The 24,258-nt window shown below is 58.2% G+C and carries 19 protein-coding genes; 7 read left to right on the forward strand and 12 right to left on the reverse strand.

The window, feature by feature from the left end; genetic code table 11:
- The first annotated feature begins 244 nt into the window (after positions 1 to 244).
- Together CEJ42_RS16125 and CEJ42_RS16130 are read left to right on the forward strand one after the other, a co-directional pair.
- Complete coding sequence (locus CEJ42_RS16125) at positions 245 to 1,258, forward strand: aldo/keto reductase (protein ID WP_088751873.1); 1,014 nt, start codon at positions 245 to 247, stop codon at positions 1,256 to 1,258.
- A gap of 134 nt (positions 1,259 to 1,392) precedes the next feature.
- On the forward strand, positions 1,393 to 2,562 hold the full coding sequence (locus CEJ42_RS16130) for an alcohol dehydrogenase catalytic domain-containing protein (protein WP_088751777.1): 1,170 nt from the start codon (positions 1,393 to 1,395) through the stop codon (positions 2,560 to 2,562).
- Between the two features lie 310 nt (positions 2,563 to 2,872).
- Here the strand turns inward: CEJ42_RS16130 and CEJ42_RS16135 are convergent, their stop codons facing one another.
- The 3 genes from CEJ42_RS16135 to CEJ42_RS16145 form a co-directional block, all read right to left on the reverse strand.
- The gene (locus CEJ42_RS16135; RefSeq protein WP_088751778.1) at positions 2,873 to 3,256 is read right to left on the reverse strand and encodes a response regulator; all 384 of its coding nucleotides are present in this window, start codon (positions 3,254 to 3,256) and stop codon (positions 2,873 to 2,875) included.
- Between the two features lie 281 nt (positions 3,257 to 3,537).
- Complete coding sequence (locus tag CEJ42_RS16140) at positions 3,538 to 5,958, reverse strand: catalase (RefSeq protein ID WP_088751779.1); 2,421 nt, start codon at positions 5,956 to 5,958, stop codon at positions 3,538 to 3,540.
- A 240-nt stretch (positions 5,959 to 6,198) separates the two neighbouring features.
- The gene (locus tag CEJ42_RS16145) at positions 6,199 to 7,068 is read right to left on the reverse strand and encodes an SDR family oxidoreductase (RefSeq protein WP_088751780.1); all 870 of its coding nucleotides are present in this window, start codon (positions 7,066 to 7,068) and stop codon (positions 6,199 to 6,201) included.
- Between the two features lie 289 nt (positions 7,069 to 7,357).
- On the opposite strand from CEJ42_RS16145, the gene CEJ42_RS16150 reads away from it, so the two are divergent.
- The 4 genes from CEJ42_RS16150 to CEJ42_RS16165 are packed head-to-tail and all read left to right on the forward strand — an operon-like array spanning position 7,358 to position 10,450.
- Positions 7,358 to 8,416 (forward strand): acyl-CoA dehydrogenase family protein, encoded by a 1,059-nt coding sequence (locus CEJ42_RS16150; RefSeq protein WP_207760445.1) that lies wholly within the window; start codon positions 7,358 to 7,360, stop codon positions 8,414 to 8,416.
- Complete coding sequence (locus CEJ42_RS16155) at positions 8,404 to 9,180, forward strand: PIG-L deacetylase family protein (RefSeq protein ID WP_088751781.1); 777 nt, start codon at positions 8,404 to 8,406, stop codon at positions 9,178 to 9,180. Before CEJ42_RS16150 ends, CEJ42_RS16155 begins: the two co-directional genes overlap by 13 nt.
- Positions 9,177 to 9,779: an SAM-dependent methyltransferase gene (locus CEJ42_RS16160; protein WP_088751782.1), complete on the forward strand. Its 603-nt coding sequence runs from the start codon at positions 9,177 to 9,179 to the stop codon at positions 9,777 to 9,779. Before CEJ42_RS16155 ends, CEJ42_RS16160 begins: the two co-directional genes overlap by 4 nt.
- Positions 9,776 to 10,450 carry a glycosyltransferase family 2 protein gene (locus tag CEJ42_RS16165; protein ID WP_088751783.1) on the forward strand — a complete coding sequence of 225 codons (675 nt, stop codon included), beginning with the start codon at positions 9,776 to 9,778 and terminating at the stop codon, positions 10,448 to 10,450. The genes CEJ42_RS16160 and CEJ42_RS16165 overlap by 4 nt, the downstream gene beginning before the upstream one ends.
- Positions 10,451 to 10,484: 34 nt before the next feature.
- Here the strand turns inward: CEJ42_RS16165 and CEJ42_RS16170 are convergent, their stop codons facing one another.
- The 5 genes from CEJ42_RS16170 to CEJ42_RS16190 all read right to left on the reverse strand — a co-directional run bounded on the left by CEJ42_RS16170 (position 10,485) and on the right by CEJ42_RS16190 (position 16,166).
- Complete coding sequence (locus CEJ42_RS16170) at positions 10,485 to 10,754, reverse strand: PQ-loop repeat-containing protein (RefSeq protein WP_243397876.1); 270 nt, start codon at positions 10,752 to 10,754, stop codon at positions 10,485 to 10,487.
- A 1,046-nt stretch (positions 10,755 to 11,800) separates the two neighbouring features.
- Positions 11,801 to 14,116: an FdhF/YdeP family oxidoreductase gene (locus tag CEJ42_RS16175; protein WP_088751785.1), complete on the reverse strand. Its 2,316-nt coding sequence runs from the start codon at positions 14,114 to 14,116 to the stop codon at positions 11,801 to 11,803.
- A 117-nt stretch (positions 14,117 to 14,233) separates the two neighbouring features.
- Positions 14,234 to 14,419 (reverse strand): hypothetical protein, encoded by a 186-nt coding sequence (locus CEJ42_RS16180; protein ID WP_129587758.1) that lies wholly within the window; start codon positions 14,417 to 14,419, stop codon positions 14,234 to 14,236.
- 84 nt (positions 14,420 to 14,503) lie between these two features.
- On the reverse strand, positions 14,504 to 15,604 hold the full coding sequence (locus tag CEJ42_RS16185) for an extracellular catalytic domain type 1 short-chain-length polyhydroxyalkanoate depolymerase (protein WP_243397877.1): 1,101 nt from the start codon (positions 15,602 to 15,604) through the stop codon (positions 14,504 to 14,506).
- An 88-nt stretch (positions 15,605 to 15,692) separates the two neighbouring features.
- The gene (locus CEJ42_RS16190; RefSeq protein ID WP_088751787.1) at positions 15,693 to 16,166 is read right to left on the reverse strand and encodes a hemerythrin domain-containing protein; all 474 of its coding nucleotides are present in this window, start codon (positions 16,164 to 16,166) and stop codon (positions 15,693 to 15,695) included.
- Positions 16,167 to 16,321: 155 nt separating this feature from the next.
- Here CEJ42_RS16190 and CEJ42_RS16195 point away from each other — a divergent pair, with 155 nt between their 5' ends.
- On the forward strand, positions 16,322 to 18,982 hold the full coding sequence (locus tag CEJ42_RS16195; RefSeq protein ID WP_165774452.1) for an ATP-binding protein: 2,661 nt from the start codon (positions 16,322 to 16,324) through the stop codon (positions 18,980 to 18,982).
- Positions 18,983 to 19,444: 462 nt separating this feature from the next.
- On the opposite strand, the gene CEJ42_RS16200 is transcribed toward CEJ42_RS16195, so the two are convergent.
- Genes CEJ42_RS16200 through CEJ42_RS16215 form a run of 4 tightly spaced genes read right to left on the reverse strand, consistent with a single transcriptional unit; the run spans position 19,445 to position 24,216 of the window.
- On the reverse strand, positions 19,445 to 20,995 hold the full coding sequence (locus CEJ42_RS16200) for an ATP-binding response regulator (protein WP_088751789.1): 1,551 nt from the start codon (positions 20,993 to 20,995) through the stop codon (positions 19,445 to 19,447).
- Between the two features lie 19 nt (positions 20,996 to 21,014).
- Positions 21,015 to 22,802, reverse strand: coding sequence for an ATP-binding protein (locus CEJ42_RS16205; protein ID WP_088751790.1), 1,788 nt, complete (start codon positions 22,800 to 22,802; stop codon positions 21,015 to 21,017).
- Positions 22,799 to 23,839, reverse strand: a complete 1,041-nt coding sequence (locus tag CEJ42_RS16210; protein ID WP_088751791.1) for a SpoIIE family protein phosphatase — start codon at positions 23,837 to 23,839, stop codon at positions 22,799 to 22,801. The genes CEJ42_RS16205 and CEJ42_RS16210 overlap by 4 nt, the downstream gene beginning before the upstream one ends.
- A complete protein-coding gene (locus CEJ42_RS16215) occupies positions 23,824 to 24,216 on the reverse strand; it encodes an ATP-binding protein (protein ID WP_217507533.1) in 393 nt (130 codons plus the stop codon). The genes CEJ42_RS16210 and CEJ42_RS16215 overlap by 16 nt, the downstream gene beginning before the upstream one ends.
- Positions 24,217 to 24,258: the final 42 nt, after the last annotated feature.

Raw genomic sequence — 24,258 nt, forward strand, 5'->3', positions numbered from 1 at the left:
AACCGCCTTGCGTAAGAAGGGGGGATGTGCCGTTGCGAGAGGTGAAAAGGCAATCCTGGAGCGTAACGACGAATAAACGTTCAGGGAAGGGAGTACGGGATGAGGTTGCCACTACGTACGCTTGATGCCGACCAGATGTTGGAGCAGCGCGGCCAAACAAAAACGGTTAGCGCAAGATCTTGGCCATGCGAACTATTCGGCCGTGTCCGTAACCAACGGCTATTCACTTTTCTACGAGGCCGCCATGTCTGAACGCGCAAAACAGCTGTTCCGCCCCGAATTTCGCTTTGGTCTTGGCGGCGTCCCGCTCGGGAATGAATTTAACAAGCATACCGACAAGGAAGCGGAAGCGACACTGGAGACGGCGTGGGATTTGGGAATCCGCTACTTTGATGTCGCTCCCTGGTATGGATTTGGCTTGGCGGAACGCCGCTTTGGACACTTTTTGCACAATAAAAAACGCGACGAATTCCTCCTTTCGTCCAAGGTGGGCAAGCTCTTCAAGGCCTCACGTCATAACCGCCACACCGAAATCTACCCGCTCTCCGACTCTCCCAATGATGTGGTGTTCGACTATTCTGCCGCGGGCGTACGCAGATCTATCGAAGACAGCCTTCAGCGCCTCGGTGTATCGCATCTCGATATCGCCTTCGTCCACGATATCTCCTCTGACTTCGCTTACTTCCCCAATGGGTGGGAAGAACAATATGAAATTGCCCGCAAAGGTGCATTCCCGGAGCTGTCGAAAATGCGCGATGAAGGTATTATCGGCGCGTGGGGAATAGGCGTGAATACGCCTGAACCTATTCTGAAGGTCATCCAAGACGCTGATCCGGACGTATGCCTCTGTGCACGCCAGTACTCCCTGATCGATCACGAACGCGCTGTGAATGAGCTATTTCCGGCAGTGCATGAAAAAGGAGTGGCGCTAGTCATGGGCTCCTCGCTCAACGCTGGCTATATCTCAGGCAGCCAACGCTTCAACTACGGTCCAGAAAACTTTAAGGTGCCTCCGGAAGTGATCGAGAAGCGTGAGCGACTCCGTGCTGTAGCTGCCCGCCATGCGGTTGATCTGCGCACCGCGGCATTGCAATTCTCACTCGCCGCCGCGGAAGCGGTTGCTCTGGTAGTTGGAGCCCGTAGCCCCCTGCAAGTCTCCGAGAACTTCAATTCGCTGCAGTTGAAGATTCCTGAGCAATTCTGGGTCGAGCTGCGTCACGAGGGGCTGATTGCGGAGAACGCTGCACTTCCCAAGTAAGCCACCGAGGCCAGGATCAATTGACGACGGGCCTGATTTCGGTAAGAACAGATACAGCATCTTCAGCCCCTGTCTGACAAGACTCTTGGCAAGTCCGGTGATACCGTCGAGCCATTCCAGTCTAAAGGCTACCCATGCGGGCTATCGTCTTCAATTCCGGCTACGATGTGCGAGTCGAGCATGTACCGCCTCCCTCTCTCGACTTACCTGACGATATCATTGTTCGCGTCACAGCCGCTGCCATAGGCGGAGCTGACCTGCACATCTATCGTGGCCAGATCGCCGGCATGCGTGAACGCGACATACTTGGCCGAGAATTTATTGGGATCGTCGAACAAGCGGGTCCCGAAGTGACAGCGCTGAAGGTTGGAGATCGCGTAGTCGTTCCTTCTGTCGTTGCCTGTGGAAAATGTTTCTTCTGCAAGCGCAGGCTCTACTCGGCCTGCGAAATCAGCAACTTCGATCGCAGTACGGTAATGAATGAGAAAGCGATCCGATCAGGGGCCGCGTTCTTCGGCTACGGACATTTTCACGGTGGTTTACCCGGCGGGCATGCTGAACTAGTTCGGGTACCATATGCCAATACCGGGCCAATGGTATTGCCCCCTGAAATTGATGATGATCGCGCGGTCTTCCTTTGTGATGCACTTCCCACCGCATATCAGTCGGTACTTAATGCCGGCATCGAGGAAGGCGATACCCTGACCATTTTCGGCGCTGGCCCTGTGGGTCAACTGGCTGCCGCCTGCGCCCGCGTGATGGGAGTGGGCCGCATCTACATGGTAGATCGCCACGACTACCTTCTCAGATTCGCCGCCGACCATTACGGCGCCATCCCCATCAATTTCTGCTCAACTCAGACCGAGCAATTCATCATTCAACATACCGGCTATCGAGGAGCCGATTGTGTGATCGACGCGGTAGGCTTTGAAGCCAAAGGAAGTCCCATAGAAACGGCCCTATCGGCGGCGAAATTGGAAGGTGGGAGCGGCAAGGTGCTACGCCGTGCGATAGCGACGGTGCGCCGAGGCGGGCGCATCAGCGTGGCGGGTACCTATCATGGCGTCACTCACGGTTTCCCCTTTGGCGAGATATTCGAGAAGAATGTGAGTTTGCGCGCTGGCAGAACGAATATTCATGAACATCTCGGTGATTTGTTGCGCTGGCTGCGTGAGAAGAAGATCGACCCGACACCGATCATTTCTCATCATTTACCATTGGAAGAAGGCCCCCGTGCTTACAAAATGGCGCATGGCCACCTTGAAGAACGTCGCAAGATATTGCTCGTTCCCAGCTTAATGTAGCGTTAAGTTTCTATTCGTTGGACCGGACGGTGCTTGCAAGGGCCTTTTTCAGGCCCAACCGCAGATGCTTCCTTAGTCCTATCTTTTCGCAGACTTCTTACGCCGTATCCAGAATGTTCGCAAACGGCCAGAAGTAGACATCCTGAAAGAATAGTATTAATTGACGATAGCCATAAACGACGCCGACCCAGGTTCGAAAACGTAGATCAGCGGCAGAAGTGGCTTTTTGCCGTGGAGTATGCGCCGCCCCGATGTGCGGATTTGCACCGGAGCCGTTAGACCTCGCAACTGGGATAGGCAATTCTGCGAGTCAGCACTGTCTCAATAGTGTCTTTTCGACAGCGGAGATCAATAAATTGACGTCACATGGTTTGAAGAGGACTTCTACGAAAAATCCCAACATGAATTCCAAATCAGCCAATGGTGTCGCCGTCACTCCAATGATGGGTAAATCTCGAAATCTCGGCGAGTTTTTGAGGGTTGAGGCGAGCTGAATGCCGCTCAAACGCGGCATCCTGAGATCTGTAACGATAACGTCAATCCGATCGTTCTCTATCGTTACAAGAGCTTCGAAACCATCGCCGGCCTGCAAGACCTTGTAGCCGTTGTTCTCCAAAGCGGATGAAAAGATCTCCCGCACCTCGATGTTATCTTCAACAATCAGGATTGTTGCCGAATCTAGCTTGAGTCTCATGTCTCGATATCTATTTGATTTATGCGTGTCTCAGTCGATTGGATAGATCCTAAACTAAAAGATTCACTATTATGTCGCCGCATGGCGACATAGCCTAGGTTATTGGCCAGGAGCAGAAAATAGGCCCGATAGGACGCTCCAGAATTTCTGGCCTTGCCGGAGATGGCCCTTCCAATCGAGCGTCTGCAATAGGATAGCTATCGCCCCCGATACGGATGAAATCTCGTCGGGCCCCACCGGAGCCCACCTGTCGACTCCAGTGCGGCTGGCCGCCATCCTTATCAGGCCAACGCTTCGCGTCCAAGCTCGCGTTGCCCGGCAAGCGCTTCGGCGAATTGCTGCAGCAACTCGGGTAATTGACCGGCCTCGCCTACCGCTAGCGAAAAATCTTCGTCGCCATTAGGCAGCACGTCGGGCAGTTCAGCCTTGTCGATCACCTCGGTCGCGCTGCCCGCCGCGAGCAAGGGCTTGCAATGGCGATACTGATCACGCACAAACTCGGCCACTAGCGGATCGGCCGCCAGCAGCGTCGTGGCCTGTTCTCCGTCGGGGATGACCACCGCGTCATACAGCGCAGAAGGGGTGGCCGACAGCGTGATCTCCACCTGAAAGGGCTTCCCGGCCGAGCAGGTGATCGCCCCCAGCTTCTGGCCCACCAGCCGCGGCACCGCTCCTTGCTGCAGCAGATGCTCGTAGACCTGGGTGACCATGGCACCATCGACACCATCGGCCACCAGCAGCGCTACGCGACGGGTGGCGATGCCGGTCTCGCCCGGACAGGCCGTCAACGACAGTGCCGGCGAGGCCGAGTACTCCGGCTGGACGTCTACCAATACTGGCGCCGCCTCCGGCACGTCGAAGCCAAGCCCATCGGCAACCTGTTGTGCCAACATGGGGTCGACATTGACCAGCAGCGACACCACGCGCTGGCGCACAGACGGCGTCTGCACGCGGGTCAGCTCAAAGCGGAAGGCATTGACGATATGCAACTGCTCAGCCAAGGTCTGGCTTTGCCAAAACAGGCGAGCTTGCGAATAGTGATCTGCGAACTTCTCGGGCTTGGCGCGGATCTTGTCACCGTCGACCGGCTGCGGGAAACTTTTGAAGCCCGCTGCTCCGGCCTGGAACGGACAGCCGCCCCCCAGCGAATTGGGCTCGTAGGCTACGCGACCGCGATTGAGGGTCTGCCGATGCATGCCGTCGCGCTGGTTGTTGTGCACGGCGCGCAGCGGCGAATTGATCGGCAGCTCGTGGAAGTTGGCCCCTCCGAGCCGGCTGATCTGAGTATCCAGATAGGAGTGAATGCGTCCTTGCAGCAGCGGGTCATTGGTGAAGTCGATCCCCGGCACGATATGCGCCGTGCAGAATGCCACCTGCTCGGTCTCAGCGAAGAAGTTGTCGGGGTTGCGGTTGAGCACCATGCGACCCACCGGTATCAGAGGCACCAGCTCCTCGGGCACGATCTTGGTCGGATCCAGAATGTCAAAGGGCATGCCGTCTGCCTCATCTTCCGAAAAGACTTGCAGGCTCAACTCCCACTCGGGCGCGGCGCCGGCCTCGATGGCTTCCCACAAATCGCGCCGATGGTAGTCGGGATCGGCGCCGCCGATCTTGACCGCCTCGTCCCAGATCAGCGAATGCGTGCCGGCCTTGGGCGTCCAGTGGAACTTGCAGAACACCGACGCGCCGTCGGCATTGACCAGCCGGAAGGTGTGCACGCCGAAGCCCTGCATCATGCGATAGCTGCGCGGAATGGCACGGTCTGACATCTGCCACAGCAGCATGTGGGTGGATTCGGGCATCAGGGAGACGAAGTCCCAGAAGGTGTCGTGCGCGCTGGATGCTTGCGGCATGCCGAAGTGCGGCTCCGGTTTCAGCGCATGCACCAGGTCTGGAAACTTCATCGCATCCTGGATAAAGAACACCGGAATGTTGTTGCCAACCAGGTCCCAGTTTCCTTCGTCGGTGTAGAACTTGACCGCAAAGCCGCGCACGTCGCGCACCGTGTCGGCCGAGCCCGCGCCGCCGGCGACCGTCGAGAAGCGCGCGAACACCGGTGTACGCTTGCCATCCTCGGCAAAGGGAGCCGCGCAGGTAAGTTCGGTCAGCGCCTTGTAGCACTCGAAGTAACCGTGCGCTGCAGATCCACGAGCGTGTACCACGCGCTCGGGAATGCGCTCGTGATCGAAATGGGTGATCTTCTCGCGCAGGAGGAAATCTTCCATCGCGGTGGGGCCGCGCAGCCCGGCCTTGAGCGAATTCTGGTTGTCCGAGACAGGCACGCCCTGGTTGCTGGTCAACGCCTGGTCGCTATCATCGGCGCGCACACGATCCAGTGAAGCGGCCAGCGCATTGGCACCGAGCACCGGTTGCTCTTCGCCGGTCTTGGCCGAACCATGGGCTTCGCTGACGGTGCTGGCATGCACCACCGGGTCGGGCGACTGGACGGTGGCGCCGGTCGGCGCAGTGCGCCCCTGAATGCCGATCTCGCCCGGCTTGGCGGGATTGTCACGCATGCCTGCCGAGACGGCGTTGGCTCCGGCAATCTTGCGCAGTAACGCCGTCGGCGAATGCTCGCCGGCAGCGAATGCTGGCTGACCGTCTGCAGGTCCCGCCATAGTGGAGAGCAGCGAACCCGAACCGGGCTTGCCAGACTTGGAGGAAGAGGTCGATTTTGCGGCAGGGGATTTCTTGGTCGGCATGGCGGACTCTCGTTTCAAATGTTGCGTGGGAGGCTGGCTGGGAAATGTGCGCGGTGCGCATGAAGAGCTGCCAGCATAGGCATACAGAGCACGTCAGACCATCGGACGGTGCCGCCATCGCCGGTCAGACAGGCTGAAGAAGAGTTGGGTTTACCAAATGCGATCTAGACAATTACCGAGGCCGCTCCGCGGGACACATCCCCCCCGGGAGCCTGGTACCGACAATCCTGATCCTTACCTTTAGCTATTGATGATTTCACCGCCGTTGGGGTGCAGCACCTGCCCGGTCATGTAGGAAGCACCTTCGCTGGCGAGGAAGACGTAGGCCGGGGCTACTTCATCCGGTTGGCCGGGGCGGCCCAGCGGCACGTTCTTGCCGAATTGTTCGACCTCTTCGGCGGTGAAGCTGGAGGGGATCAGCGGCGTCCAGATCGGCCCCGGGGCAACCGCGTTGACGTGAATGCCGGCCTGCGCCAATTGCTGCGACAGCGAGCGCGTGAAGGAAACGATCGCTCCCTTGGTAGCCGAATAGTCGAGCAGGTGCTTGCTGCCGCGATAGGCGGTGACCGAGGCAGTGTTGATGATGCGCGCGCCGCGCGTCAGGTAAGGCAGCGCCTCCTTGACCATGTAGAACATCGAAAAGACGTTGGTGCGGAAGGTGAGCTCCAGCTGCTCTACGGAAATCTCCTCAATGCTGGCCGCCGGATACTGTTGGGCGGCGTTGTTGACCAGCACATTGAGACGGCCATAGGCGTCGGTGGTGGACTGGATAGCCTGGCGGCAAAAGGCTGGTGAGGTAATGTCGCCCGGCAGCAGCAGGCATGACGCGCCCAGCGCCTCCACTTCGGCGCGGGTAGATTGCGCGTCCTCGTGCTCCTCAAGGTAGACGATGGCCACCTGCGCCCCTTCTTGCGCAAACGCCAGCGCCACCGCACGTCCGATACCGCTGTCACCGCCCGATATCAACGCGACTTTGCCTGCCAGGCGCTGCGCCGGGCTCGTCGCCGGTTTGGATTCGGGCTGCGGATCCATATGCCGCTCGCTACCGGGTTGATGCTGCTGGTGCTGTGGCGGAATGGATGCTGGCTTATGCGTGTCATGCGTGTTCATGGTCGACCTCCCGGCATACCTAAATCACCATGATAGGTAGCGACGCTTCAAGGGTATGTCGGAGAGAGGCCCAACTTACGCCAGCCGACCTCCTCATTTCAAATGGCGGTCGAATGAAGATGAGCTGATTTCGGGCGGCCGTCAGCCGGCAGCGAACTTATCTGCTCCTTAAAATCCGGTCGTATTCCTACGGTGTTCTCCGCCATCAGCCGACATTCAGGCGCTCCGGACCTGGCGATACTTCAGCTTGGTACAGCCTTGTTCCCATTCTCTTCTCCATCAGGAAACCATGCCAGCAACCGACGGCTCCACCATCAATTGCGCACTCGATGAGCTCATCGGTGAGCGCATTGACCAGTGCTCCCAAGAGGCGCTGCCATCATTAGTGGGCGACATGCTGTGCGAGATCGTCGACAAGCACCTCGACCTCATCCCTTTACCGGGCAGCGGCACCACGCTGGAGCGATGGCGTGTACTGGCGGCCATAGCCGGTCGCGACCTGAGTCTGCTCAAATTGTATGAAGCCCATACCGATGCCTTGGCCATCCTGGCCGAAGCCGGCGTCACCGACCTCCCGCCGCTGTCGGTGTGGGGCGTGTGGTGCGCGGAGCCGCCGGGGGCGCTGCTGAATGCGCGCCACGTCGCGGCCGAAGGCGCGCTAGTGCTCGACGGCGAGAAGCGCTGGTGTTCCGGCGCGATGTTCGTCACGCACGCACTGCTGAGCTACCGAGACGAACAGGGGCAAGCCTGCCTGGCTGCAGTGGACCTCGGACAGGAGGGTATCTCTGTGGAAGACGATGGCTGGAAGGCAGTAGGCATGGCCGCCACCCGCACTGCCACCGTCAGGCTCTCCGGAGTGCGTGCCACCGCGATCGGAGTACCTGGCTTCTACCTGGAACGACCGGGCTTCTGGCATGGTGCCATCGGCATTGCCGCCGGTTGGTACGGTGCCGCCGCCGCCCTGGCCGAAAAGCTGCGGCAGGCGCTGCACAACAGGAAAGATCCACACGCATTGGCGCACTTGGGCGAGGCCGACTGCCGGTTGAGCGGCGCACTGAACCAGTTGCGCGAGGCCGCGCGCTTCATCGATGCGAACCCGGTCGCCGCCGAGGCTGCCACCATTTGTCGGCTGGCCTTGTCCGCCCGTTTGCAGGTCGAGGCTGCGAGCCAGGCGGTGCTTGACCATGTCGGCCGCGCCTTGGGCCCCGCCCCCTATTGCCTGGATCGCCACAGCGCACGTATCCTGGCCGATCTCCCGGTCTTCCTGCGCCAGAGCCATGCGGAGCGCGATTTGGCTCAGCTCGGCACCCTCTGCATCGAAAGCGGGGAGTCCCCATGGAAACTCTGACTGCTCGCGACACAGACGCCCCGTCCCGCCACATCGACATCGAAGCTGGCACGCCGGAACACGCTTGGCAAGCGTGCGACAGGCTCGGCGCACTGCCGGCTGTCGAGCTCTGCGAACTGGTCCCCTCACGTTGCCGCGCGGTTATCCTGGCGCCCCATCCGGACGATGAGACATTGGGCTGCGGCGGCCTGATCGGCAGCCTGACAGCGCTGGGCCGGCAAGTCGTCGTAGTGGCGGTCAGTGATGGCGAAGGCAGCCATCCGCAAGAATCGACGTTGTACGCCCGGCTGCCGGAGATACGTGCTTACGAAAGCGCAAACGCCCTGCGTCATCTGGGCCTCGAGAACGCTGCGCTCCAGCGTATGGGCATTCCGGACGGTGAAGTGACGGCGCATTTGCCTGAGCTCAAGCAGTGGCTGCGCGCCAGATTGCAGCCAACCGACATCCTGTTCGCGCCCTGGAGGCTGGATGGCCATCCCGATCACGAGGCCGTGGGGCACGCAGCGAGCGAGATGGAGCAGGAGCTCGGTTGCAAGCTGATCGAGGTACCCATCTGGACCTGGCATTGGGCTCGCCCGGACGATGCGCGCCTACCCTGGGGCCGGGCCAGAAGCCTTCACCTGACACCCTCAGTAGAACAAAACAAGCGCCTGGCAATGCGATGCTACCGCAGTCAGATCGGCGAGGACGAAGGCCGTACGCCGGTGCTGCCAGCCAATGTTCTGGCTCACTTTGTCCGCCCTTACGAGGTGTTCTTCCTATGACCACGCCAGTGACGACCGCCGAACACTTCCGATCCTTGTATGCTACCAGCGCAGACCCTTGGCACACTGCCGACAGCTGGTACGAACAACGCAAACTGTCCATCCTGCTTGCCGTTCTGCCCAAGTCGCGCTTTTCCAGCGTGTACGAGCCGGGCTGCGGCAATGGGGCCCTCACCCTCGCGCTGGCCGGACGCTGCGAACGCCTTCTCGCTTCGGATTTCTGCGACGAAGCCGTGCGTTTGACGAAGGAACGCGTCAGCGCCCACTATCATGTGCAAATCTCCCGGGAAAGCCTGCCGGAACAATGGCCCTCCGGCGGAGAGCCGGCATTCGAGCTCATCGTGCTATCCGAGCTGTGCTACTACCTTGACCACGAACAGCTACGCTTGACCGTCTCACTGTCCGTCGGCAGCCTCCTGCCCCTAGGCCACTTGCTGGCCTGCCACTGGAAGCGTCCTTTTGACGACAGGCAGCAAGACACCGCAGCCATCCACACCCGCTTTGCAGCGCACGCCGAGCTACGCGCCTGCGCGCACTATGAAGATGAAGAATTTCGCCTTGACCTGTGGCAGAAACGAGGCACGGGAGAAGCGGCATGATCGGCATTGTCATTCCAGCCCACAATGAGGAAGCGTTGCTGGACGGCTGCCTGGCCGCTGCTCGCACATGCGCCACTCATCCGGGGCTGCTGGCAGAACCGGTGCGCATCGTGGTGGTGCTTGATGCCTGCACCGACGACTCTGCCGCCATTGCCCACCGCCATCCCGTAGATATCGAGACAGTCGACGCCATGAACGTGGGCCATGCCCGCGCGCAAGGGGCGCGGCACATGCTGGCAGCCGGCGCGCGCTGGCTGGCTTTCACCGACGCCGATACCTTGGTCGCGCCCGATTGGCTCACGGTTCAGTTGGCCCTGCGCGCCGACGCGGTATGCGGCACGGTGGACGTGTCGGACTGGCGCGAGCACCCACATCATGTCTGGGAGAAATTCCGTTCGGAATATTGCGACCGCGATGGCCACGGCCATATCCACGGCGCCAACTTCGGCATCTCGGCCGAGGCCTACCAGCGGTGCGGCGGCTTCAAGCCGCTCTCCTGCCACGAAGACGTCGACCTGGTACACGCGCTGCAAGCCACCGGTGCCACCATTGCGTGGAGCGCGGCACCGCGCGTGACCACCAGCGCACGACTGGCGAGCAAGTCGCGCGGTGGCTTCGGCGATACTCTGCGCAATTGGGCGCAGCCCGTGCCGCTGCCACCAGGAGCATGAAGCGAGATGCGAACGCATCGATACGCGTCCAGCACTATTCGCTATTGCTGCTCTGGCGTCGGTTGCGCAGAAATAGTACCTGTCCCACCAGCGCCGTGACCAGAAGCATCACGTTGGACGCCACGAAGACCCAATCTCCCTGCAGCACGGAATAAATGACGAAGCCGGTCGAGGCCGCCAACTGACCGGTGAACAGCCAGTGCGAGACGCCGCGCACCGAGCGCGTACGCCATTGCTCATAGACTTGAGAGGAGACGGTGAGCAGGAGGATCAGCGTCGAACACCACCCGATCAGGTTGGTCAAGGTCTCTGACATCGATGGCCCCTCTAATTGATCGTCTTTAGTGCTGCCAGGCAGAAGATGATGCCGCCACATCGCACTTCGGAGCATCGGTGGGCTATCCGATTCATTGTTCTTGGGAGAAACATACCCGAATGGAAAGTTGCAACGCTCGCAGCGATCAGCTTCCTGAAATTTCTTTCGAGCCCGTCGACATCAGACATGTCTTGCTAATCGGTGCAGAGCCTAATTCAACGCTTTCCGAGAAGAAGTCATAGTCTGACCAAAGTGAACCCATATCGGCCGCCTGGATTCAACGACCACCGCCTGAACCGCCACCCGATCCACCACCTGCTGAGCCAGCGCCACTTCCCCCCATACCACTACCGCCTGCTCCGGCTGCTCCGCCAGATGCACCGCTCCCTGTGGTACCCGCCCCCCCGGCACCTGACATGCCTGTCGAACCGGTAGTGCCGGGATTACCGGCCGTTCCAGGAGTTATAGTGGCACCGGCATTATTGGTGCCGGCAGTCCCTGTATTACCCGTAGTAGCGCTTGCACCTGCCGTCCCGGCTGCGCCTGTAGTGCTGGAATTTCCCACTGCCCCTGGCGTTGTAGCAGTGCCTGCATTTGTCGTACCGGAAGTCCCGATATTGCTCGGAGCACCGGTCGAGCCTGGGGTGCCAGCTGTACCGGAAGTGCCTGCTGTTCCTGGCGCAATGGCCGTACCGGCGTTGTTCGTACCCGTGGTACCCACAACACCCGCTGCACCAGCGGAATTTCCGGGAACTGATGTGCCAGCAGCACCGCTGTTTGAGTTACCTCCGACACTACTGGTTTGTGCCACCGCCGAGAGGCTAATCAAGGCCGTTATCAAGGCTGCAACGGACTTGTTCAATCGCTGGTTCTTCATGTCTTCTTCTCCTTTGCATCGGGATCTAGGTCATCTAGGTCATGCCTTGATTTCAGTCTAGGCACGCGCGACGCCAACATAAGTCGGCGTAGTGCTTCAACTGACGTGAGACTGCATGCAAATTACGGTGGGCAGATACTTACAAGGCGTGCACGAGTCAGGCCTGCTCCATCACCTCTGCAACTAAACGGATCGGTACTGACTTTGCGGCCGGGACCTTGCTTTCCAGCGCGTGGTGCGCCAGTGGTATCAAAGGATTGAGCTCAGGGAAATAACCCATGATGCAGCCTGGGGGAATATCAAATGGCTCAATGCGCAAATGGCTGACGCTGCGTTTGATGCCATCGGTCGAAACAGTGACAGCGGTGACGAAATCGCCAGAATTCAGACCCAGAGTACGGATATCCTCACAGTTCATCAACAGCACTCGACGCGTCCCCCACACGCCACGGAAACGGTCGTCCAATGAATACACGGTAGTGTTGAACTGGCTGTCGCCGCGCACCGTCATCAAACGGAGAACACCTGGAGCATTAGCCGGCATATCGGGGTCAGGCTCATAGCCTCGCGGCGAAATGAAATTGGCGCGGCCATTTGGCGTCTTCCAGCTTCGCTCACGCGCGGCCAGTGGGCGCTGGAAGCCTCCGGGTTTCCACATGCGATCGTTGAAATCACGAAAAATGTCCGGCCAAGTAGCTTCAATGGCATCGCGAACGCGCGAATAGTCAGCAACCCAAGCGTCCCAGTCCACCCTCGAATTGAACGGCAGGATGCGCTTGGCCAATTCAGCCACAATTGCTGGTTCAGAGAGCAGTTGATCTGAGGCCGGCTTACTCATGCCTCTCGAACCGTGCATACACCCGGTGCTGTCTTCCACTGCTACTGCCTGTTCGCCGCTGGATTGGCGGTCTACTTCAATGCGTCCCAGGCAAGGCAAGAGATAAGAAGTTTTGCCGTGGATGACGCAACTGCGGTTAAAGCGCGTCACCACTTGTACAGTCAACGGGATTGCGCGCCATGCAGGTTCGATGGTCCCATGATCAGGAATGGCCCTTACAAAATTCCCGCCCAGCATAAAGAAGGCTGAAATGCCACCTTGCTGGATTGCTTCACAAGCTTCAACGGTATTGAGCCCCTTCTTCATCGGCGGCTCGAAATGGTAAAGCTCACGCAGTTTGTCGTTGGGTGCCAATGCCGGTTTCTCGGTGATGCCGACCGTTCTTTGTCCCTGCACATTCGAGTGCCCGCGTATCGGGCAGATCCCGGCGCCGGGCTTCCCGATATTCCCACGCATAAGGAGCAGGTTGGTCAGCATATGAATGGTCCGCACCGCCTCTCGATGTTGGGTGATACCCATGCCGTACATCAGCATCGCAGCATTCGATCTCGAATAGGTCTCTGCCGCTTGCTTCAACTCGGTACGTGAGACACCGGCATGACGTTCGATTTCATCCCAGTCGGCATCCCGAGCGGCTTGGGCAAACTCGGCAAAACCTTCCGTATGCTCTTCAATGAACGCAACATCGACGACACGTCTCATTCCTGAGGACAAGGCCTCATCATCCATCGCCATCAGGTGCTTGGCCATACCCATTACAGCTGCAGTGTCCCCGCCAACTTTGATCTGCACATATTGCGAACTGATCGCAGTACGAGCCGGCGTGAGCATTTCCAGAGGCGATTGCGGGTTGACGAAACTGACCAATCCACGCTCCCGCAATGGATTAAAAGTGATCACCGGCACTCCGCGCTTGCGGACGGCCTCCAGCGGATGAAGCATGCGCGGCGCATTGGTGCCGGTGTTATGGCCAAAGAAGAGAATACAGTCGGTATGCTCGAAATCATCCAACGTTACCGTTCCCACTGGCACACCGATCGTCTTTGGCAACGCCACCGACGTCGATTCATGGCACATATTCGAGCTATCCGGCAGATTATTTGTGCCATACATACGTGCCATCAACTGGTACATGTAGGACGTTTCCAGGGAAGCACGACCTGAGGCATAGAAGACGACCTTCTCCGGATCCATTATCTTCATCCGTGCACCGATGTCGTCGAAGGCCTCGCGCCACGACACGGGCAAGTACCGGTCGCTTTCGATATCGTATTTCATCGGCTCGGTGACGCGGCCAGAGGATTCAAGTTCAAGGTCGTTCCAACCCTCCATCTCCGTCACGGTATGTGCGGCGAAGAAATCGGGTGTGGCTCGCTTGTCGGTGATCTCCCACGCAGTCGCCTTGGCGCCGTTCTCGCAAAATTCAAACATGTGCGGATCAGCCGGCTTGGCCCACGAACAACTCACGCAAGCAAAACCTTGCGGCTTGTTCTGCTTCATCAGCACTCGTGTACCGGCGCCGAGCACCCTCTCTTGCGTCAGAATAGAAGCCAGTGCCTTCACTGATCCCCAACCGCCCGCTGAATTGGTGTACTCATGGAAACTGGCTTGCTCTGGATTGTCCTTGGTTTTCATCTTGAATCTCCGTACATCAAGTAACCAACGCATCGACGGTTCTCGTTCTTCTACGCAAATTGGACGTTTCGCGCCCTGGATTCGCAGCAAGCCAAGCAGCTACGCGCAGCACTATGTTTACTGATCCTTCTTGATCTTGCCTTCCTCCGTCAACACGCCACCAGGTCCAGGCTTCTGCACTCCGGCGGGTGCATGCAAAGGTGTCTGACCACCCATCGTTCCCTGCTTACCTTCTCGTTCCTCCTGGTAGTGTGTCTCGTTAGAGGACTTGCCCGACTTTTGTTGATTTGTCTGTTCGCGCATGTTCATCTCCTCAAAATTGCAGGCTAATCCCCTAAGGGCCTGCTTCCCATCGGGATACCTCGCTTTCATTTGTCAGAAAACTCCTCACAGTCTGCGATATAGCACCAACGCGGGAAAGACGAGCTCATCAACTTGATGAGTGGCGGGAAAAAAATCCAGCATCAGCCTGCTGGCATTGGGGCCTTTCGCGTGATAGGCAATGCTATCGTCGCCGCCGCTCCAGGCATGACCCAGCCCTTCTATTTCGATGGAGCGCAGCAGAAGCTTGCGCCCAGACCGGTAGTCACGGATCAGCATGCGGCGCTTGCGACCCTTTGCGGAAGACGACCGTCCAAATTCCTTGGTTACCGTTTCTTTCGCCAAAGGTTGCCAGGCTTGATTGAGACGGAGAAATTGCCGCTCCAGCTGGTGCGCGTTGATCGCTCGGACCACTTGGTCGTTATCACCCGAGATAAGAATGGCCGGCATGGGGCGGGTAGATGCACGCTTGTTCAGGATGTCGTCAATGGGCACCTCGACGTGAATGCCACCATGCTGCATGACGCGAATGCCTCCCGCTGCACCACGGCAGGCGCCGAATACCGGGCCGCAATGCATTCCGACCGCCGCGACCAGTTCCGGATACTGAAGGGCCAGAATATGTGCCATTGCTGCACCCGCCGAGATGCCACAGGCATATACGCGTTGCGGGTCAATCGGGTAGCGTGCGACTACCTCCCTGATCAGATGCGCAATGAGCGCAGCGTCTGCGCCCCCGCGCTGCGTGACGGCGTCATACCACCTCCAGCATCGCCGTGATTGGACGCCAGGTGACTGTTCCGGATACACGACGGCGTAGCCCCTAGACTCTGCCAGTGCGTTCATGCCGGTTCCTATGGCGAACTGATCTGCGTACTGCTGGCAGCCGTGCAGCATGATCACCAGCGGAATTCCAGCTGAGTTCTTGACTGCTGCAGAGGGCAAGAATAAGCGGTACTTCAGGCTTCTTCCGGAATCGCTTTCCGTGAAATGGCGCTGAAGCCAGCTACCCGACAGCGCAGATTTCTTGTTGGAGGTTTTTCTGGAAGAGGCGCCAGCGTCCGGCATGACGTCGCGCTTCTTTACGCTGGCGCGAATGCGCTGTCCCTGCTGTCTCACCAGCTTCTCGATACCGCGATACCACAATCGATTCAGCTTCTTGAACATAGGGGAGCACGCTGGATCTCAAAAGTGGGATGAGCAACAAAAGCAACGGGATACGACCCGCAGGCTCCTCATATTTCCGGAGTGGGCGTCACGCCGCAACGGGCGTCAAACCATGCTCTTCACGCATCCGGTTCTGCCCCTTGCGCAGCTCAGCGCCGATGAGAGACAAATCCAGCTTGGCCTTCTTTACTTTGGGGAACATCTCAGACTCTTCCTCTTCGACGTGACGCGTGATCTGTTCGCCCAGCACCTTGATCTTGGCGTCGAACATCGGATCGTTCGGTTTGAGCTGCCCGATTTGCTTGATCAGATCCTTGGCTCTCGCGTGCTCTACCATCGATTCGTTCATCAGGTCATCGTCGTCGATCTTTTTCCGCACTTGCGGGTAGAAAATCTTCTCTTCGATCTCCATGTGGATCAACAGCGCGCTGCAGACCTTTTTGGCGATCTTCATTTTCTCTTGAGCGCTGGCTTCTTCTTTCACCTTCTCATAATGATCGAACAAGGCCTCGGCTTCGCGATGGTCGGCTTCCAACAGTTGGATTGCATCCTGGCTATCCATGATGGCCTCCTATGAAGTGGCTTAGAGCAGTTGCTCCATCATGCTTGCGGCAAGCCCGCAACCGGCATCAGATATCCTCCGGTTATGGTGTGAGAAGGTTCTGACGTTGCTGGCTTGAAGCGCGTGCCAGGATTGGATGCACCGGGCTCCGTTCAATGCAAGACCACCTCCTGATACGAGACGACACGGAAAATTATCAAAAAAGAAAATTTTCATTCCTTTCTCTGCCGGAACAGCCACCTGCCCATCAAATATGCCGCTTGTCTTACAGCGATTTCAGATTGGCTCGCATAAAATCGCGCTATTCATCCTTAGGGCACGTCATGTATAGCGCGATTTCCCCAGAGTCAGCTTCGTTTGCGCAACCCGATGCAGTTGCGAACGCGTTCTTCTCGCTGGACGCTGGCTGGAAAATTATCTATCTGGACGGCCCGGCAAAAGTTCTTATTGGTCGCCCGTCACTCGCACTCTCGGCGAGCAGCCTGTGGGAGATGTGCCCCGAGTTGCTTGGCAGCGAATTTGAAGGGCATCTGCGCAACGTCGCGCAAGACAAGCAGCCTCGCACCTTCGTCCATCACCATGAACGTACCGGGCGCCCCTATGAGATCCATTGCTATGCGGATGCCGGCAATCTTTCGGTCTGCTGGCGCTACGCTGCGCCCGGCTCCGACGTCGCCGGATCAACGGACGAATCTGATCGCCGCCGCCGCTTCTATGAAACTTTTCTGTCCAACTCGCCTGATCTGGCCTATTGTTGGGACCTGAACCATCGCTTCATCTATGCCAACAGGGTGCTGCTGCAGATGTGGAATCAGACCTGGGACGGGGCCATCGGCAAGAATTGCCTTGAACTCGGCTATGAGCAATGGCACGCAGAGATGCATAGCCGCGAAATTGAGCAAGTGCGCGCGACCAAGCAGTCGGTGCGCGGCGATGTGCCTTTCAACGGTACCTTCGGTCGCCGTATCTATGACTACATCCTGTTCCCCGTCCTGGGGCCTGATGGTGAGGTGGAGGCTGTCGCCGGCACGACGCGCGACGTCACCGAGCGTAAAAATACCGAGGCTCGCCAGCAGGCGCTCTCCACGCTGGCCGAGCAGATCAGCGGTTCCAGCTCGCTGGAAGACATAGCGGCGATCGCGGCCCGTGTCATCGGCGAAGCATTGGCCGCGAAGTGGGTCTCTTACAAGATCATCGAGAGCGGTGACGGCCGACCCGCCCAGAGAGGCGACTGGAGCTTCGGCCCTCTGGCTCAGCCCGAAGCGCTGGCAGAGCTGCATGATGAACACAGGATGAGCGACGCGCTGTGCGGTGGCGCGGTCATCCAGGTAGGCGACGTCGGCGCCGATCCGCAAGCGGCCTCACTCTTGCCGCTGTACCGGCGCTGGGAAGCCGCTTCCTTCCTGGATTTTCCGCTCACCGCAAACGACGCCCTGGAGGCGGTCGTGCATGTCACCAACAACCATCCCCGAGTTTGGACCAGCCACGACCTGCAACTGGTCGCGGAGGTCGCCGAACTGGCGCGTGCAGCATGTGATCGCATTCACAACGAACAAGCATTGGCGGTCAGCGAAGCGCGCTTGCGTGAAATCAATGAGTCTCTCGAGGCGGAAGTCGACACCCGCACCCGTGAACTGATGGCGACCGAAGAGGCGCTACGCCACTCTCAGAAGATCGAGGCCATCGGCCAGCTCACCGGCGGCCTGGCGCATGACTTCAACAACTTGCTCGGCGGGATCACCGGTAGCCTGGATCTGATGCGCGTGCGGCTTGCACAGGGACGCAGCGAAGATCTTGGACGCTACATCGATATCGCCCTACGCAGCGTCAACCGGGCCGCCTCGCTGACGCAACGTCTGCTGGCCTTTGCCCGGCGCCAGACGCTGGCCCCCAAACCGACCAACGTCAACTCCCTTATTGCGGGAATGGATGACTTGGTCCGGCGCACCATCGGCCCGGGCATCGAACTGGAAGTCGTCGGCGCCGGCGGTCTATGGTCGACACTGGTGGATGCGCCCCAACTTGAAAGCGCACTGCTCAATTTGTGCATCAACTCGCGTGATGCCATGCCCGACGGTGGACGCCTGACCATCGAGACCGCCAACAAATGGCTGGACGACAAATGGGCGCATGAGCGAGATCTGCCGCCGGGTCAGTATGTTTCCATTTCAGTGACGGATACCGGTACGGGCATGACGCCGGAGGTGATCTCCCGAGCATTCGATCCGTTCTTCACCACGAAGCCGATCGGCGAAGGCACCGGCCTGGGCTTGTCCATGGTGTACGGTTTCGCGCGCCAGTCCGGCGGACAGATACGGATCTACTCGGAAGTGGGCCATGGCACCACGATATCGATTTATCTGCCGCGTCATCACAGGGATGCCGCCGAAAGGGAGGAGACAGAACTACATCTCGACCAAGAATCCGGCGGCAGCGGCGAAGTAGTGCTGGTGGTGGACGACGAGGCATCAATCCGGATGCTGATCGCCGAAGTGCTCAATGATGCGGGTTATGTGGCGCTGGAGGCAGTCGACGGCCCCTCGGCCTTGCTCATCATCCAGTCCAGCGTGCGCATTGACTTGCTTGTCACGGACGTGGGACTCCCCGGCGGCATCAATGGACGCCAGGTCGCGGACGCCGGCCGGGCACTACGACCGGACCTTAAAGTACTTTTCATCACCGGCTATGCGGAAAACGCCGCCATTGGTAACGGCCACTTGCAACCAGGCATGCAGCTCCTCACCAAGCCTTTCAAAATGGAAACTTTTTCACGGCGCATCCAAGGCATTCTTAAGGGGCCCGGTGAGAGGTATTGAGTGCTATAGAAGATAAATTCCGAAGGATTGCGATCCTTCAAATAACACGGAATGCCTGCTATCGACCAGAGGATGACCTTTTTAGCTACCGAGGAATATGCATGAGCAGCATCGGTTTTATTTTGTTGAGAAGCGAGAGTTGCAGGAGCTTCCTCAAAATTGGGTGCCGATACCACATGGCCTAATACTCATTTGGTAGACGATCGGTTGTCAGATGCGCCACTATTACTTCACACCACCGTACGCCTCGCTCAATTGCCTTGGATTCTTCCGGATATGTGCCTTCCAGCCTGCGCTTTGGCAAAAGTGCTTCACCTCGACGCATGATCTGTGCAGCGTCAACCTTCCAACCGTCGGCATATTCAGCGCAACGGATGACATAGCGGAATTGGGCGTCGTGAGACTCATACTCATGAACTGCCATGGCGTACCACCAGAGGAATTATCAAGACGAGCATACGCTCACTCTTTGCGATTGACGCGGGTCTGCTGACGTTTCAACTGAAGCTGCGCCAGGGTGTCAATATCGACGGGCTTTACAAGATAATCGTCTACTCCCGCGTCGTAAGCCTGCTGCTTATCTTCATCACTGCTGAATCCCGAACATGCCATCAAAAAAATATCGCGAGTCAATTCGTCACTGCGCAATGTTCTCGCCAAATCATGGCCGGTCATATCCTTGAGGCCGATATCGAGCATGATTGCGTCCGGAATAAGTTGCCGTGCAAGACGGATGCCTTCGTTGCCGCTGTAGGCAACTTCGACATCGTGACCGAGCAACTCGAGCAATTCCTTCATTGTGTCTGCGATATCGACATTGTCGTCCACAACCAGAATACGGACTCTTTGTGCAACGCCGCTGCTGTCGCCTTTGTTATTCTGGGTAGGCTCAGGTTTGGCTGTATCGGTTATCGCAGTGGGCGCCGAAGGAAGCTGTACCTTAAAAGCACTCCCAAGTCCGATACCTGGACTTTCTGCGGTGAGCGTCCCCCCATGTAATTCGGTCAGGCTTTTTGCCAATGAAAGGCCTATGCCCAAGCCGTCTTGCCGGTCCTTCCCGAGACCGTTAGCCTGCGCGAACATGCCGAAAATATCGCCCATTCTCTCCGAAGGGATTCCGCAGCCGCTATCGGCCACGCTGACGAAGACGGAATCACCAGCCCTCCCAGCGGACAGGACAATATTTCCACCTTCTGGCGTGAATTTCACCGCATTGTGCAACAGATTCATCAGCACCTGCACCAAGCGTACTTCGTCGCCAACGACCATAAGATCGTCATCTGCAATGTCCGTGCGCAATTGCTGCCGCTTGCGTTCCATCATCGTCCGTGTCGCTTCCAGCGCACTCTGCACGATGTCGCCCAATGAAATTCGGTTTAACTGCAATGCCAGCTTGTTGTGGGACAGGCGGGAGACGTCCAACAAATCGTCGACCAGTCGCACCATATGATCCAAATGGCGTGAAATGGTGGAACGTGCGCGCAGCTCCCATTCAGGTGCTTCCGGCGCGCGCGTGTTGAGAATACCCACTGCGTTGCGCATCGGTACCAGCGGGTTGCGCAGTTCGTGAGCAAGGATGGCCAGGAATTCGTCCTTGCGACGATCAATTTCACGAAGCTCATTCTCTACCTTGGCCAGGCGAAGCAATGCGTGGACGCTTGCCAAAAGCTCGGCGGGCTCGATTGGCTCAAAGAGGTAGTTGTCGGCGCCACCTTCCAGTGCCCGGATCTTGTCGGCCACACCGATATACGAGGCGGAAGTCTGAAGCACCATGATGAAAGAGGTCGCCGGATCCGCCTTCAGGCGGGCACATACTTCCATGCCATGAATGTCGGGCAGCTTGACATCAAGCAGGATCAAAGCCGGCTTCAATTCGTGCGCCATTGCGAGCGCCTCGGCTCCGCTGGCGGCTTCCACGACGTGTAACCCAGCTTTGGTCAAGATGCGCGTGCGCGCATAGCGGGCGGCGTCCGTGTCGTCGACATTGAGAATAAGTTGTTGAGGCGCGTTCATATGGCTGGCGGCGGTAAGTCTATGTAATGACTGCACGAGAGGGCATTTCGTTTCGGTCGCCCTCACTTCCGACCAGCGAGCGTAATGCCGCCAATAATTCGTCCCGCCCCAAGGGTTTCAGGAAATAGGCGTCCGCCCCCAGCCCCATGGCCTTGTTTTTGTCGTCTACGTCGGAGGCGATGATGATCGGCACGTGGCGACGTGATTCGTCATTCTTGATTTGCACCAACCAATGCCAAGAATCCTTTCCTTCCAGCAAAATGTCCAGCAAGACCGCACGCGGTTCTACGTTACGCCAGATCGTTTCGGCTTCGTTCAGCGTCGAAGCAGCCAGCAGACGAAACTCAGACTGGTGCAGATAGCGTTCGTACAGCAGCCTCAGCTCTGGTCGATCTTCTATTACCAGAACTGGCAGGCGGACGTCGTCCAAGGCAATACCGGTGATCTCCTCCCGCGGCGTCTGGGGAGCGGAATGCATCAGCGGAAGCGAAGCACTGAACGTTGACCCTGAGCCAGGACGACTGCTCACTGCGACAGACCCACCTAGCAACGTTGCAAGCTGACGGCACAGCGGCAAGCCGAGACCGGTACCTTTGACGTTGCGCTGCAGATGGTTCTCCACCTGGCTGAATTCTTCAAAAATAATGGCTTGCTGATCAATCGGAATTCCGATTCCGGTGTCGGTCACGGAGAAGCGCACCACTCCTGTCTTGGGTACGACCTCTGCTTTAACGAGGATGCTGCCGCCCTCAGTGAACTTTATGGCATTGGAGATAAAGTTACGCAAGATCTGCGATACCTTGCCCTCATCGCTGTACATCTCGCAATCAGCCGGGGCTTGAAAACTTAACTGCAGGCGATCAGACACCAGCAACGGCCGTAACATGCCACGTAAGGCGCTGAACATGTCAGCCACCTGGAATACCGAAGGTCGAATCTCAACTTTCCCGGCCTCGATCTTGGCCATGTCCAATAAGTCGTTGACGAGTTCTGTCAGTGAATTGGCGCCGTCAAGGATGAAGCGAACCTGCTTCTCCTGCTCCACGCCCAGATCACCGTCGACCCGATCCAGCAAAAGTTTGGCCAGTGCCCGTATGGAAGACAAGGGTGTACGAAATTCGTGGCTCATGTTGGAAAGAAAACGCGACTTGGCTTGGTCAGCCCGCCGCAAATGCTCAGCCTTCTCGTCCAGTTCCGCGTAGAGCGCCACTACACCACGATTGGTGTCTTCCAGTTCACGCGTTAGTTGCAAAAGTTCTTCCTGACGGCTCTTGAGCTCGGCCAGCGTCGTCAGGAGTTCCTGGTTCTGCTGCTGTGCCTCCGATAATGCCATGTCAACCGTAGCAGCAGCTAATGCTCCACCGACTTGCCCTGCGGCTTGGGCGGTAATCAGTTTTGCCGTACCAGGAAGCAACTTGCGCAAGGAAATATGAGTACCTTTCCCGGCGGAAGTGCGGACCTCAAAAGCGTCCATCAGCTTTCTGGCGCCGAGCAGTCCGAGTCCCATGCCGGTGCTGGAACGATAATGCCCGGCCAGGATCTCATCCAGATTAGGAATGCCAGGCCCTTTGTCGTGAACCTCGATGAGCAAAGTTTGCGGAGCGGTGCTTCCTTCTACCGAGAAATCTACGTGACCGCTGCCTACGTAGCGGAACACGTTGCGTGCGAGCTCGGAAACGGTGGTGGCAATGCGCACCTGGTCTTGTTGCCCGAAACCACACAATTCGGCGATCTGCCTCGCACGCTGGCGTGCGCCGACAACATCGACTTCACTCCGGATGGACACCTTCAGCAATCGCAAACTCATGCGGCCACCTCTCGACGGACGACCAGGATGCTGACATCGTCGCGTCCTCGGTAGAAATCACGATACAACACACCGGCGATCAGCGCGGGATGCGCCCGATCTAGTCCGGGATAGCCATCCAGCGACCAGCGGCTTACAAGTCCATCCGAATGCAGAATCAGCAATGCCTCATCCTGCCACGGTGAATCGAACTGCTGTGCCTTGCGCAAATTGTGTCCGACGATGCCGTTGTGCGACACCAAATGACGCCGCACTCCGCCAATAACGATGCAAGCCGCGATATTGCCGACACCTGAAAAACTAACTTTTCCGGCATAGGGATCAATTCGAGCAATCGCAAGCGCCGCGCCGCGTGTGCGCTGTAAGCCGCGATGCGCGCGCAACACCAGATCAGCCGGTTCCAGCTTAAAAGCAATTTCAGAAATCAGGGAGACGGCCGCATCTGAGGCCTCCGCCGCCGCCTCACCGTGGCCCAGCCCGTCACTGATCATGAGCAGCGCATTGTCATCGCTGACTGCTGCCCAGACCGCGTCACCACAAGCATGCTCACCGGCCAAGGGCACACAGATTAGCCCATTCTTCCATTGCTCGGTCGCGCCGGGCGTTTCCCACACAACTGCGCGCAGTATCGTTCCTTGGTCGGGCAACGTGAAGATTTCAAGCTCGTCGGATTGGCGTTGTATGGCACCCAAGCCGACCCCATAGCTACCGGCGGTAGACATGCCGTCAGCCATTGAGGACGGCATGTCGCTCATGCCGGCGCCTCCATCAATGGCCAGCAATTCGATCCCTCGCACATTTTTTCCATCGCTAGCCAGCGCGTGCACCGTGCGCAGCAGCACTTCGCCGCGTCCAGCGTGTTTGAGAATGTTGCTGGCGGCTTCGGTTACTACCAAGGCCAATCGCGCCGCTTCTTCCGAAGGGAAGTCCAACCGGCGCGCGAGGTCAGAACCGGCGCGACGCGCTGCAGCGACGTCAGCCGATTCATTGATGGCGACCACCTCCTCGGTGCGCGAGGCGGTCAGAACATTTTCCATTTTATGATGGTAACTTCAGTACCAGCGCCGGGCGCCGTGCGGATATCGAATTCATCAGCCAGGCGCTTGGCGCCAGACAATCCAAGACCCAGTCCACCTCCGGTCGTGTAACCGTCGGTCAGCGCAAGCTCTATGTTGTCGATACCCGGCCCTTGATCCGAAAATACCAGACGGATCCCGCGTTTGCTTCCATTGTGCATCTCGACGACATGCGCCTCTCCACCGCCACCATAGCGCAGCGTATTGCGTGCCAGTTCACTGGCAGCAGTAACCATCTTGGTCTGCTCCACCAATGAAAAGCCTAAGCGGATCAAATGGTCACGCACGAGTTTTCTCAATCGAACGACGTCTTCGTCCGACTGGAGTGGCAAGGTCAACTTGCCTCGTTCATCCACCGCGCACCTCGCGCGGCTCCGTAG

It is taken from the genome of Herbaspirillum robiniae (assembly GCF_002213415.1).
Taxonomy (GTDB): domain Bacteria; phylum Pseudomonadota; class Gammaproteobacteria; order Burkholderiales; family Burkholderiaceae_D; genus Herbaspirillum; species Herbaspirillum robiniae.